The sequence below is a fragment of the Colwellia sp. 12G3 genome, assembly GCF_002836775.1.
GTDB lineage: Bacteria > Pseudomonadota > Gammaproteobacteria > Enterobacterales > Alteromonadaceae > Colwellia.
The window spans coordinates 110,142-124,249 of the sequence record NZ_PJAQ01000017.1; the positions used below are offsets into that span (position 1 = coordinate 110,142).

At 36.4% G+C, this 14,108-nt stretch carries 11 protein-coding genes; 5 read left to right on the forward strand and 6 right to left on the reverse strand.

Annotated elements, in window-relative coordinates; translation table 11 throughout:
• Positions 1–5: 5 nt before the first annotated feature.
• The 4 genes from CXF71_RS05915 to CXF71_RS05930 all read right to left on the reverse strand — a co-directional run bounded on the left by CXF71_RS05915 (position 6) and on the right by CXF71_RS05930 (position 3,582).
• Positions 6–356: a DUF4810 domain-containing protein gene (locus tag CXF71_RS05915; RefSeq protein ID WP_101232043.1), complete on the reverse strand. Its 351-nt coding sequence runs from the start codon at positions 354–356 to the stop codon at positions 6–8.
• Between the two features lie 40 nt (positions 357–396).
• Positions 397–714: a hypothetical protein gene (locus tag CXF71_RS05920; protein ID WP_101232044.1), complete on the reverse strand. Its 318-nt coding sequence runs from the start codon at positions 712–714 to the stop codon at positions 397–399.
• An 18-nt stretch (positions 715–732) separates the two neighbouring features.
• On the reverse strand, positions 733–1,707 hold the full coding sequence (locus CXF71_RS05925) for a CsgG/HfaB family protein (protein WP_101232045.1): 975 nt from the start codon (positions 1,705–1,707) through the stop codon (positions 733–735).
• A 276-nt stretch (positions 1,708–1,983) separates the two neighbouring features.
• The gene (locus CXF71_RS05930) at positions 1,984–3,582 is read right to left on the reverse strand and encodes a cation:proton antiporter domain-containing protein (protein WP_101232046.1); all 1,599 of its coding nucleotides are present in this window, start codon (positions 3,580–3,582) and stop codon (positions 1,984–1,986) included.
• 671 nt (positions 3,583–4,253) lie between these two features.
• Here CXF71_RS05930 and CXF71_RS05935 point away from each other — a divergent pair.
• The 3 genes from CXF71_RS05935 to CXF71_RS05945 all read left to right on the forward strand — a co-directional run bounded on the left by CXF71_RS05935 (position 4,254) and on the right by CXF71_RS05945 (position 7,923).
• Positions 4,254–5,723 carry an ATP-binding protein gene (locus CXF71_RS05935; protein WP_101232047.1) on the forward strand — a complete coding sequence of 490 codons (1,470 nt, stop codon included), beginning with the start codon at positions 4,254–4,256 and terminating at the stop codon, positions 5,721–5,723.
• 73 nt (positions 5,724–5,796) lie between these two features.
• On the forward strand, positions 5,797–6,474 hold the full coding sequence (locus CXF71_RS05940; RefSeq protein WP_101232048.1) for a response regulator: 678 nt from the start codon (positions 5,797–5,799) through the stop codon (positions 6,472–6,474).
• Positions 6,475–6,975: 501 nt separating this feature from the next.
• The gene (locus CXF71_RS05945; RefSeq protein ID WP_101232049.1) at positions 6,976–7,923 is read left to right on the forward strand and encodes an ABC transporter substrate-binding protein; all 948 of its coding nucleotides are present in this window, start codon (positions 6,976–6,978) and stop codon (positions 7,921–7,923) included.
• A 260-nt stretch (positions 7,924–8,183) separates the two neighbouring features.
• On the opposite strand, the gene CXF71_RS05950 is transcribed toward CXF71_RS05945, so the two are convergent.
• Positions 8,184–9,170, reverse strand: a complete 987-nt coding sequence (locus CXF71_RS05950; protein ID WP_101232050.1) for an MBL fold metallo-hydrolase — start codon at positions 9,168–9,170, stop codon at positions 8,184–8,186.
• A 375-nt stretch (positions 9,171–9,545) separates the two neighbouring features.
• On the opposite strand from CXF71_RS05950, the gene CXF71_RS05955 reads away from it, so the two are divergent.
• Together CXF71_RS05955 and CXF71_RS05960 are read left to right on the forward strand one after the other, a co-directional pair.
• A complete protein-coding gene (locus CXF71_RS05955; RefSeq protein WP_232771397.1) occupies positions 9,546–10,817 on the forward strand; it encodes a YHYH protein in 1,272 nt (423 codons plus the stop codon).
• Positions 10,818–11,048: 231 nt separating this feature from the next.
• On the forward strand, positions 11,049–11,492 hold the full coding sequence (locus CXF71_RS05960) for a hypothetical protein (protein WP_101232051.1): 444 nt from the start codon (positions 11,049–11,051) through the stop codon (positions 11,490–11,492).
• A 320-nt stretch (positions 11,493–11,812) separates the two neighbouring features.
• On the opposite strand, the gene CXF71_RS05965 is transcribed toward CXF71_RS05960, so the two are convergent.
• Positions 11,813–13,999 carry an OsmC domain/YcaO domain-containing protein gene (locus CXF71_RS05965; RefSeq protein ID WP_101232052.1) on the reverse strand — a complete coding sequence of 729 codons (2,187 nt, stop codon included), beginning with the start codon at positions 13,997–13,999 and terminating at the stop codon, positions 11,813–11,815.
• Positions 14,000–14,108: the final 109 nt, after the last annotated feature.

Below are 14,108 nucleotides of genomic sequence, written 5' to 3' on the forward strand. Positions count from 1 at the left end.
TTTTATTATCCCTTCACTTTTGCTTTTTGAATTAAGTTTTCCATAAATCGACTTGATTCAGGATAAATGCTTTTTTCTTGTTCAAAAAACTCAATCGCCTTTGGATAATTATTAGATTTTAAATGAATATAACCTAAGTTTGCATAAATCCCGGGAGGAACTCTTACCGATTTCGCATTAGATTTTGTAATGATTTTTTCTAATGAACTCTGCCATTGCACATCGCTTTCATGACCGCTTTCTTTTTTCAGGGTATAAAAGCTTTCAGAGTAATTCTCATACATATACATTGGTGGTGTTGATTTACAGCCACTAAGAATAGCGGTAAGTAACAGAAGTGTTAATACTAATTTCATGTTGATCCTATGATGATTTTAATTATTGTTATGGCTATTTTTATTGGGGAATGTTTATTTCTTTCTCATTATCATCGCCGAGTAATACGTCGCGCTGAACAACTACTTGCCCCTGTTTGGTAACTATAATTGTATGCTTACCGGGTGTTACTTTATATTGTTGTTTCGGGCCAGCTTTGGTGACCAAAAATGCTGGAGCACCATCAATAGAAACTTCAGCGTCTGTAATATTTCCTGAGAAATAAAGATAAGATACTGGTTCAGTGGTCATTTGACCTGAACTATAAGTGTTGTAACTGCTACAAGCTGATGTAATAGCGAGTAGTGAAAATATAAATAATGTCCGAATAATATTCATTTTAATGTCCTTATATTGTTATTTAATAATTTCTTGAATAAACAGTTCTTTATAATCATTTTCTTTGATATAAGTATCCAAGTTGCCTTCTATGATTTGGCTAAATGAAACTTCTGATTCTGGTGTTTCACCAAATGAGCTTATCACTTTAACTTTAGCAATCGTTTTACCTGGTAAGGTGATAAACATACCTGTTTGAGGATTCTTAACTTTTTTACCTGACTTGACCACTTCAAAAGTTGCACCTTGTTTAATATTCTGAGACTTACCACCAGATATTATTAAATTGCCTTCATCATAAGAAAGAACATAAGATCGCCATGCTTTACCTAACATATTTTCAACAATATTTGAGGCTAAATCGGTAATAGCAACATCTATAACCTTGTCATTTAACGAGCTATCATAAGCAGCTTTATCACCCACTCCAAGTACAGTACCAGCTTCTGAATAAGCGATGCCTTTACCCTTTTCTGAGTAGATGATTTGACCTGTAGAGACATCAATAATACGAATATTTACTGTCGCATTGGCTTCTTGACGTTTAACACGTGAAAAAACGCCTACATCGCTAACTTCTTTGCGTCCAAACTCAGTAATTGAACCAACAATTATAAAATCAGCGGCGTTATTTAGTGCCGAACTGCCTGACATAGAAAGTTCTTTTTCAATTTTGGTTAAGTCAGCACGCTCAAGCATGATGAACTTACCCGTTTCAAATAATTTTGATGACAGAATATCCATCGCTTGTTTACCAATCCGATTATTATCGTTATCAATAAAAAAGCTTTGTCCGTAGGTTGTTTCGTTGGTGAAACGACCAATAGCAACTTTTCTTTTTAGATATTTAGTTTGATCTGCTGTGGCTGCGATTGTTTTACTTATAGCGGGAGATTTAACTGGAGTGTTGTGAATTTCTTTTTTTTCAACCGTTGCGCAACCGGTGAATAGTAGACTAACTGACATAGTTAGCATTAGTGTTTTATGATTCATCTTATTCCTTGATAACATTAATTATTAAAAAGATATTAACATAAATAAAACAGAATCTTATATTGTTTTCTTAGTGTGCTTTATTATATGTGACCTTAAACAATTGAATCGATTAGATCTTGGACTTTATTGTTAGTCTGTCGTTAAGTTAAAGGTAGACTTTCAGTGTTAAAGCTGACATTTACTAGCAGAAATGTATTATCGTCGCTTTGAACATCTTATTATCTTAATAGAGTTACCCATTGATGCTTTAATTGCTCACTTAGTGTTTAGTGTTCAAGACATACTTTGTTTAACGAGGAGTGCTGCCGTTTCCTGTTGCGCATGAACGAAACATTTAATCTTAATATCTGCTAATGCCTCCTTTTCTTCAAGGGTGTTCACTTTAACGACTAAATTTGCATCGGGATAATAATCCAATACAGACTCACAAATTATTTGTTTATTTCTTAATGTGTTAACTGTAATAATAATACTGCTCGTCTGCTCTACATTGAGTGACTCTAATACAGGGCGTTTATCTAAGTGACCAAAGTAGGCATCATATCCGCGCTTTCTAGCGAGTAAGACATGTTGTAAGTTGTCAGAAATAATTAAAAAGGTTACCTCGCGCTTTGTTAGTTCTTTGGCGACAATTCGCCCTAATATAGCAAAGCCACAAACAATGGTGTGATTGGTTTTTTTTACCGTGGTAATGTTGTCAGCTTCAAAAAATTCGACCACAAAAATTGATGCTATTTTATAAATATTGTTCACCATAAAAGGTGTTAAAATCATTGATAATACGGTGATCAATATAAGGAAACTGCCTAATTCGTCTGCAATAATATGCTGATTTAGCGCCAGTGCAAAAATAGCGAATGAAAACTCCCCTACTTGGCATAAAGCAATTGCAGATTTTATTGAGTCACTTTTATTCGATTGATTTTTCATTAACATATAAATGATGATTGCTTTTACTGTCATGACCAGCACTAAAATACCCAGTACCCAATGTAAGTGATTCACAAAGTAATCAATATTTATTTTTGTGCCGATTGAAAAGAAGAATGCGCCTAAAAATAAGTCTTTATATGACGAGATATCCGACTCGACTTTAATATGAAATTTAGTTTCCGCAATGATCATACCGGCGATAAATGCACCTAAAGAATAGGTAAACCCCATTTCATGGGCAAGTAACGACGCACCTAATACAATGGTAAATACGGAACTTAAAAACAGCTCTTCCATTCTGGCCTTTGACGAAAAATGAAGTAACCAAGCAATAATTTTTTTACCTAAGGTAAACATAAAAATAATAATGCCACTGGCATACAACAATGTTTTTAATAAAACATCTGTTAGTGATAATTCATTATTTGATAAGAAGCTCATCAGTAATAAAATAGGGATCACGGCTAAATCTTGAAACACTAAAATAGCGACAGATTTTTCACCATAAGGGGTAACAATATCTTTCGATTTTTTAAGGTAAGGTAATACGATAGCTGTTGAAGACAAACTAAATGAAAGCGCAATAACTACTGACGATATGGCATCAAGACTAAAGGCATAAAATGCCATGATAAAAATAATTAAAGCGCTAAATGCCACTTGTATAAAACCATTATAAAATATCAGTTTTTTCATTTTACCCAATTTAGCAAAAGACATTTCCAAACCGATAGTAAACATTAGAAAAACAATACCGAACTCACCAATAAGCTCTAGCGAATCAAGGTTTTCACTTCCATTAAAGTCAAAAAGCGTACTCACTATTGTGCCGGTAATAATGTAGCCAATAATATGAGAAATAGAGAGTTTGGTTAACAAAATATTTATGACGCTAGCAATGGCCAACGATATGGCAATGATTACAAGAATGGAATCCATAATGTCTCCTAAAGGGACCTGAAAAGTTACACCAATAATTTATAAAGGCTTATGTGGGCAATGAAAAAATTGATGAAATAAATTAACTTCTTACTCTTATGCACATTACAGACCAGTAAAAGTGAAAAAAGCACTCACAAACAACAATAAATAAACATTAAAATACAATAACTTAAAAAACATAAATCATTATCAAAAAAAAACTTTTAATGTTCTGTTAGTTCGCTGTTTTTTTTGATGCAAAAGCACCTTTGTGGTGCAACGTTACGGTCTTGGTTGATTAGTCTATTTGCTTGATAAATGACGGTAAATTCACCTACTAAACAGCAAATAAGCCTTAACTTTGTGCCGCTATTTAAAATGCCACCGTCCTAGGTAAATAACATCGTAGATGAATGACTAGTAGGTTAACTAAATATATCATCGTGATTGTTTCGTAACTTATTAAGTAACGACTAAGTAATAATTTATACTTATGCATATTTTTTGCACATTGTTTTGTTATGCTATTTAACAATCTAACCTTGTTACACTGTGGCTAAATATGATCTTTAAAAATTTTTCTTTAAAGATTTTTTTTCACTGATTATCTAAAGATAAATAGCACTTTTCATCACAAGTTTATGCGCTAACAATTTAACATTACAGTACTTAGGATTATTAATTTTTCAATGAGAATTCAAAATAAATTGTTTATTTTCTTGTTTGGCTTTAGCCTAATATTAGTTACCGTTTTGGTATTACTGATGCAGTGGAGCATTGGTAAAGGCATGGTTGAATATGTAGCCTCTAAAGAAATTGAAACCCTCCAACCTGTAATATCTAAGCTGTCACAAGTTTATGAAACAGAAAACAATTGGCAATCAATGGAAGAAAATCATGCTAAATTTCGCCGCTTAATATCACAGCAACTTGATGGTAGTGACTTTGAAGGCTCTCAAAGACAACGCCCACCTGAGCACAGACGACTTAGGAAACCAAGCAGTATGCCTGCAAAACAAAACAGACCACCATTGCGTCGTAAAAATTTCAACCCTAGACTACCCTTTCCCCCCGAACATGAGTCGCATTACGCCCTACTTGATATTGATGAACAACTTATTGTCGGAAATTACCTTGATACCTTGGAGTATGTAAAAACGCCGATCAAGGTTAACAATCGTATCGTTGGCTTTTTTGCGATTTCTAAACGTAACCAACTAACCCAAGGTTACGAAGTCGATTTTATAGAACAACAACAGCACTATTTATGGCTTATTGCCCTGTTTGTTATGGGCCTGGTGGCTTTAGTGACATTTCCCCTCGCCCGACATGTCGTTGAGCCAATAAAATTGATAACACGAGGCATGCATAAATTAACACAGGGTGATTACCAGCAAACGATAGATCTAAAGCGACAGGATGAGTTAGGGCAATTGAGTCGAGATTACAATGAACTGGCACTAACGCTGACAGAAAATGAATCAGCGAGGAAACGCTGGTTGGCCAATATATCTCATGAATTACGCACACCCGTTGCTATTTTACGTGGCGAGTTAGAGGCAATGCTTGATAAAGTGCGACCACTGACTTTGAGCAATATTACCTCAGCAAATGATGAAGTAAAACACCTGCAACGCTTAATCGATGACTTAAACTTACTGACCAGCGCAGACATCGGCGGTATGCGCTACCGTAAAAAAAACGAAAACTTAGTGTCATTAATGCAAAGCGAATTTGAGAAATATCGTGGTTATTTAGCGGATGCTGACATTTCATTAACGCTTGAGTTTAGCCGACAAGAAGTCAATATTTATGCTGATACAAACCGATTAGTTCAGCTATTTGAAAACATTATTAACAATTGTATTAAATACTCATCGGCCACTCAACTGAACATATCAGTCAAACTAGACGAGTTAACAGCTAGGCAAGTTGTTATCGTCTTTGAAGACGATGGTGTTGGCGTAGATGGTAAACATTTGTCGCATTTATTTGAGCATCTATACCGCGTTGAAGATTCTAGAAACCGTAAAACAGGTGGCTCTGGTTTAGGTTTGTCTATTTGTCGTCATATTGTTGTTGCCCATCAAGGTGAAATTAGCGCTGAACATTCTACGCTTGGTGGTTTAGCTATTATGATTAAATTACCACTAGCGTAAGTAGTAACCATTATTTAATTATCTATAATTTAATTATTTATAACTTAATAATCCATAATGTTTAGAGTGTGATATGTCAAATTCGATTTTAATAGTAGAAGATGAAGTTAAGTTAGCGAGTTTATTAGCCGATTACTTTGCCCTAACTGAATATAGTCCGCATCTAATCCATCATGGCGATGAAGTAATCGACTGGGTTAAAATCAATCACCCTAAAGTCATTTTGCTCGACATTATGTTACCAGGTAAAAATGGTATCGATTTGTGCAAAGAAATTCGACAATTCTCGAATGTCCCCATCTTGATGGTTACTGCCAAAGTAGAAGAAATTGACCGCTTACTTGGCTTAGAGTTAGGCGCAGATGATTATATTTGCAAACCCTTTAGTCCACGTGAAGTTGTCGCGAGAGTGAAAGCGGTACTAAGACGGACAGAAAGAAACACACAAACACTTGAAAACACCTCAGATATGATAATACTTGATGAACATCGTTTTACAGTGAGTTTTCATCATCAAGCAGTGTCGTTAACTACGGTCGAATTTCAGTTACTGAAACCATTAGCACAAAACCCCGAACGTATTTTCACCCGTGAGCAGTTGATGCAAAATATGTATTCCGATCACCGTATTGTTAACAACCGCACCATTGATAGCCACATAAAAAAACTGCGAAAAAAGCTCAGTGATATTAGTAATGGTAAAGACTGGGTACAATCGGTATATGGCACTGGATATCGTTTAGTGTTGTAATTTTTGTATAATACCAATTTGATTAAATTTCTTCCCAACTCAGAGCTCTGCTCGATGTTCAATAACAAGGCAAATTTGTTTCGGTTTAGTCATTCTAAATCAAATAAACTTAACGATGTTAGTGAACATCGAGAAAGCTCCCAGAGGGCGAGTTTAAAAGGTTTACATGCTGCGTTATTGATTTTGATAAGGACGCTGCATATATGCAGCTTATTAGAGAATGCAGGAGCTTATTCTCCTGAATAACCATTCTCTTCAATCAATGCCTTGCCTCTAAGCCTTTTAATTCTGGCTGAGTGGGAAAGAACTTAATCAACTTGGTATAACAGTTAACGTCTCCATCTTCCTTGATATTTTCAACTTAGCGCAACGGTATTTTGTTAGCCTTACTTTTAAAAGTCCTAAGTGAAATAAAATTGAGTGTTTTTAATCCTATTCTATTTATTGGCATTATTTTGAACTAGACTGACATTATCTCTTCCTTGCCTAGTTGAGGGCTATATGAAAAATAGCATTCTTTGCCTAGTTATCCTGCTTTTCAGCAACGTTGTCGTTGCACAACAAATAGTCACTCCTCTAGAGCCCATCAAAATAATTTTGAACAATTGGACTAGTCAACTTACCGTTGCGCGAATTGCTGGTTCACTATTTCAGCGGCAAGGTTTTGCTGTAAAATATATTAGGCTTCCTACCGCTGGCCAATGGTATATGCTGAAACACAACCGAGCAGATGTTCAGGTTGAAGTTTGGCAAGGTACTATGGCTGAAAAATATGACCAGATGTTAAAAGCTAATTGGCTAGTTGATGCGGGTACCTATGATGCAATAACAAGAGAAGAATGGTGGTACCCTGAATACGTCGAAGAATATTGTCCTGGTTTACCTGATTGGCGAGCTCTAAAATCTTGTTTTTCCGTATTTTCCAAACCAGGCAGTCAAGGATTTGGAGTCTATATAGGCGGTCCTTGGGAAAAACCCGATAAAGCAAGAGTACGAGCATTAGGATTAAAATTTAAAATAACTAACACGACGACAGGCAATCAACTTTGGGAAGAGCTTGAAAGTGCCATTAAGGATAAGCTCCCAATTGTTTTATTTAACTGGACGCCAAACTGGGTAGGCTCTATTCATAAAGGAAAATTTGTAGAGTTTCCAGAACACAGTATTGAATGTGAGACAAATCCACAATGGGGGATAAATACTTCATTTCTTTATGATTGCGGTAATCCCAAAGCGGGTTGGCTGAAAAAAGTAACGTCTACTGAATTTCCCACTAAGTGGCCTTGCCCCTTTGAAATATTAAAAAATATGAATTTTTCAAATGCTCAGTTGGAATATATTAGTACATTGGTTGATGTAAAAAAGATGAGCTATCAACAATCGGCTGATGTCTGGCTCAAAGAAAACCAGCAAATATGGCAAGATTGGATCCCAAAAGAATGCTCGTAAAAGTTATATATAAATTAAAGCCCTAATCATTTAATAAAAGGGTGACTGAGCTAAATAACCTGAACTTCGGATAAGCGAATTTGCCCAATAACGCTATTTAAGCGCCTATCAGCGTTATTTTTACTCCCAATAACCAGTTATTGGTTTGTAAAAATATCTTAATAGACACTTAAATTTCGTCACTGGAACTTTAAGTTAATTTGTTCACCTAACTTCAATAAGTTACAAAACTCTTATCCAAACCTCAGGTTAAATAGTCCCTAGATAAACCAGCTGACTATATTACTAATTAATTTTGGTAACGTACCTAATGGTTCAACAATAAAACCATCCAATACTATTTTAGTCGGTTTATCATCGAGATTTAACTGGCTACTTAAGGTCAATAAATCTGCGGCCATTAAAGGTAATGCTGACTCTTCTGGTTGATAAATTGTGCCTATTTCATAATATTCACCAGCCCTGTTGGTCATTTCAATATGCGCGCCTAATATTGCGCTTACTTTATGCTTACTGGAAAACTCAACCAAACGAGTAATACTGTCTTTGTAATCTTGCCAATCCTTAACATAGATAACGCCGGGATAAAGTGTATCTCCGGTAAGTAGCCACTGGGTTTGTGTATCATAAATTGAAATAGCTTCGCCTTGGTGACCAGGCGTTGGGATAATAGTTATGCTTCGTCCGCCAAGTTCAATAGTTGTCTGTTGTTCAGGCCAGTTTTTAAACGAAAAATATTCTTTAATAGCAACACTATTAGCAGCCACTACCGTAACCCTAGGCTGATTTTCAAATTGAGGGTCTACGCTGTAATGATCACTATGACTATGTGAATGAATCACTAACACTTCTCGATTACTGCTATTGTCTTGCTCTGCATGTTTTTGATTTAAAGTTTGTATGGTTTTATAAAGAGGAAACTCCTGTTCACTTGCCGTTGCGCCTGTATCTAACACCAGTATTTTCTCATCTCCCACTAAGACATAGATAAATGGTGCTTCATAACTGAGGCACTTATTTTGGCGAAGTATGTAACTCGATTTATCATATTGGAATACTTCAATAGCCGGATCATTGTTAGATTGACAGTCTGGTGAACCATGCTGCCACTGCTTATTCTGTAGTGATTCTAATCGTTCAAATGAAGCTTTATTTGAGCTGTCATTACTTAGCTCTTTATCTTCACCCGCCCGTACCTCACTTGCTAAAAAAACTAAAAGTATTGCGAATAGTAAAAGGTTTTTCATCATATTTCCTTAGGTAAAAAAACGTAATAAAAGCAGCTAAGCTGTCTATTTAATCGTTACAGGTTTATTGAGTCTACCCATTACATAGGAAGATCCATGCCAGTTTCCCTCTAGATAAATTACCGATTATTATCAATAACTTAGATGAACCGCATTAATTGATTATTATTCGCGCTTTGAAGTTGTTCGATTTCATCATGAAAATGTTCGAATCTAAGTGATACAAATTATTTTTACTTCCTCAATTGCTGCACACTTCCTGCACATTAACGTTTTAAGCTCACTATACCCGTTCCACTTAAAGATTCAGGATTCAGCGGGTATATATCAACGCAGCATAGTGACAGGTGAACTCACCTAACAGGAAACTTAACAATGAAAAATAAATTTAGCCTTTGGAATAACTCAAACTCAGTATTTTTGAGCCTATTAGTGGCATCGACATTGAGCGCTTGTGGTGACAGTACAATGAGTGAAGAGAGTAGTGAGATTATAATCACTAATACTGTACCAGTCGCTAATGCAGGTAGTGACCAAACCGTATTCGTCAACAATACCGTTGTGCTTTCTGGTGAACTCAGTAGTGATGCTGAGGGTGATACACTTGGTTATGCTTGGACTCTATCAACTCTACCCAGTGGCAGTGTTGCAACTTTGTCGAGCGAAAACACTATTAGCCCTTCATTTGTCGCAGATGTAATGGGTAGTTATATTGTTCATTTAACCGTTGATGACAGTCAACTAAACAGTGAAGTAGATAGTGTTGAAATTTTAGTATCAGAGATGAGCGAGGGCTCTACCTCGGGCATTTTGTGTGATTATAATTATAACGAGTTTAATGATTCAATTTATATACTTGAGAACAGTACGGCGCAATGGATCTGCACAAATGGAGAACGTTTACTCAGCGCTAATGGCATACCAGATCATGAAGTAGGAGAATTTCCAAATGCGCATAACCCCAATACAATTACCGAACAATTAGTATCTGCCAACCTAACGTTATCACCACTAGCATCAACAACCGCGACTACCTTGGGTGGTCCAAGTGGCGCTACCGGTTATGTACTTAATGGCGTTAAAATTGATGCCAACACTGCAGGAAGCTGCGATGACAGCGGTAATAACTGCAGTCTCATCGGCAATACAGGTAATTGGCATATTGAAGCACTAGGCCAAACGAGCTTTAACTTTGGTACTGATGACAATAATGCCCATGTACAACCTGGCGGCACATACCATTATCATGGCATGCCAGAAGCTTTTGTGACTAAACAAGGTGGCAATAGTACCAACATGACCATAATAGGCTGGGCTGCCGATGGTTTTCCTATTTATGCACGTTATGGCTATAGCATTGCTAGTGATTCAACGTCTGCCCTCAAATCAATGACAGGTAGTTATCAATTGATCAGCGATGTCAGTAACACTAGACCTTCAGCATCTATTTATCCATTAGGTACTTTTGGTGAAGATTGGCAGTATGTTGCTGACTCTGGTGACTTAGATGAATGTAATGGACGAGTAGGCGTAACACCTGAATTTCCTGAGGGTATCTATCATTATTATGCAACCGACAGTTATCCCTACTTTCAACGCTGCGTAAAAGGAGAAGTTGAAGTAACGGTTGGGATGCCGCCACCTTAATTCAGCACTCTATTTACTTTCTCAATATATATGGAGAGGCTAAGGACATTGTTTTTATTAGCACTGTCTTTATTAATAATAGACCTATTAATGAGCTTCTTATAAATAAGGGCATTAGTCCATTCGTCTCACTAGGAACTACTCGTATGAATAATATAAACAGATCAAATTTTACAACATTATTAATACTATTAAACATACTGTTTTTCTCAGCAGTTATATGCCCATATAATGGTTGCCCAACAGGGTATATTAAACGTTGTTGATGATGGTGTATTTATGGTGCTGTCACTACCAGTTTCCGCTTTTTCAGGCATTGATGATGATAAAGACGGTAAGCTATCTGCCAAAGAGTTTGCTATACATCGCGCAGATATTAGTAAAGTAATTCACAGCAAAGTAGTATTAAAAGACAACGGTGACAAACTCCCCCTGCAAGGCATGATGTTATCACCAGTGACCTCTCACCAGTCACCTAAAGCGCCCGCGTCACAACTAATGATTATGGGACATTACACAATAGTTGAGCCAAATAGTGTTCTTGAATATCAAGTGGGTATTTTTGGTAAAGGGGTTACAGAAAAAACACTAACAATCACCGCAACCAAAAAAGAGTTTGGTCACAAACAAAAAATAACGTTGTCGCCAAAACAATCATCGGTGCTACTTTTTTAAAAAGCACCACAGGGAAAAATAAAGCTATTGATTAAATTGATGTAAATATTCTACCCATATATCAAACCTTACTTAGCTTTATAATGCTCAAATATTTGACTAAAATAGAGCAAAGGAACGTAGCCATTAGTTCTGTTAGGTTTAAAGTGGTTATGGTACCAATTACATCGATTCTCTGACAATGCAATATTACGACCGTTGTTTCTGTTTTATATAAAGCAAAAAAACCAATACTCATTACAAATATTGGCTTTTTTTCTCATTTATATTTGCTACCAGATAAGTTTTCTATCAAGTACCTTTATTAACTGAGATGCTTTTTATTTTTCCGCTGCAAGTTTTCGTGCTTGATGCAATTTCTTATAACTTTCAATCAATCGCTGGTGCTTGTCTAAGCCTTCAAGGTTCATGCTGGTTTCAGTTAAGCCAAAGAATCTTACTTCACCAAATACCGAGCCAACCACTTGTTCCATGTTTTCTTCACCAAACATTCTATTGAAGCTATCCATATAATCTTCAAGCTCCATTTCTTCGTCTATGGTCACTTCCAATACAGCATGAATGGCTTGATAGAATAATCCACGCTCAACGGTATTGTCGTTGTACTGTAAAAATTCGCCCACTAATTCAATAGCATCTTCAAGTGCACCAAGTGCTAAGCAAATAAGAATTTTCAATTCAAGAATAGTTAGCTGTCCCCAAACGGTATTTTCGTCAAATTCAATACCAATTAAGGTTTTAATATCAATGTAGTTATCTTGCTGACTCTCTTCTAAGCGGTCAAACAAACTGGTTAATGCATCTTCACTTAAACGATGAAGATTTAAGATATCTTCACGGTAATCAAGTGACTTATTAGTATTGTCCCAAATAAGATCTTCAACTGGGTACACTTCTGAATAATCAGGAACTAAAATACGACAAGCGGTAGCGCCAAGTTGGTTAAACTCTGCAATATACACTTCTTTACCTAGGTCTTTTAAAATAGCCATTAAACCGGTATTTTCTTCTTCATTGGTGCCAGAAAAATCCCACTCAACGAATTCATAATCGTGCTTGGCACTAAAGAAACGCCATGAAATAACACCGGTTGAGTCAATAAAGTGGTCAACAAAGTTTTCAGGCTCTGTTACTGCCATGCTATTAAAGGTCGGTTTAGGGACGTCATTTAGGCCTTCAAAACTACGACCTTGTAATAATTCAGTTAAACTACGCTCTAATGCAACTTCAAAACTTGGGTGAGCACCAAATGAGGCAAATACACCACCATTTTTTGGATTCATCAAGGTAACGCACATTACTGGGAATTTTCCGCCTAACGAGGCATCTTTAACTACCACAGGAAAGCCCTGCTCTTCTAAACCTTTAATGCCAGCTAAAATAGCAGGGTATTTTGCGATCACGTCTTTAGGTACATCAGGTAAAACAATTTCTTCGGCGATAATTTGCTTTTTAACAGCACGTTCAAATATTTCTGACAAACATTGCACTTGCGCTTCAGCTAAGTTATTCCCTGCGCTCATGCCATTACTTAAAAATAAGTTTTCAATTAAGTTTGATGGAAAATAGACCGTTTCACCATCAGAATGACGCACGTAAGGAATTGAACATATTCCGCGCTCTTTCATGCCTGAGTTGGTGTCAATAAGATGTGAACCGCGCAACTCATCTTCTGGATTGTAAATAGCTAAACAATAATCATCTAAAATATCGCTTGGTAGTTCGTCATTATCGCCCGGTTTAAACCATTTTTCATTGGGGTAGTGAACAAAATCACTGCTGGCAATGTCAGTACCGAAGAATTGATCGTTATAAAAGAAGTTACAGTTAAGTCGCTCAATGAATTCACCTAAGGCTGAAGCAAGTGCACTTTCTTTCGTTGCACCTTTACCGTTGGTAAAACACATAGGTGATGCGGCATCGCGAATATGCAATGACCAAACATTCGGCACAATATTACGCCACGAAGATATTTCTATTTTCATACCAAGATCGGCCAAAAGGCCTGACATGTTGGCAATGGTTTCTTCTAAAGGTAAATCTTTACCTAAAATAAAGGTACTAGTGCCGTCATCAGGCTGCTGCATCAGCATAGCTTGGGCATCGTCTTCAAGACTTTCTACGGCTTCAACTTTAAATTCAGGACCTTTTTGCACGACTTTTTTCACTGTGCATCGATCAATAGAACGCAAAATACCTTTTTTATCTTTTTCAGAAATACTCTCTGGTAACTCAACCTGAATTTGGAATATTTGGTTATATCGGTCTTCTGGATCAACAATATTATTTTGTGATAAACGTATATTATCCGTTGGAATATCACGAGAATTACAATATACCTTAACGAAGTACGCAGCACACATAGCCGATGAGGCTAAGAAATAATCAAAAGGACCGGGCGCTGAGCCATCACCTTTATAACGAATAGGCTGATCAGCTATGACGCTAAAATCGTCAAACTTGGCTTCAAGTCTAAGGTTGTCGAGAAAGTTAACTTTGATTTCCATTGAATAATTTCCGGAGTTATTTGCGGCCAATCGGCAGAGTAATCTTAATGATGCTAATTATCGGATTTTTTGCGGCAATAGTCTTGGAAAAGTTGTATTAATTCTCTAA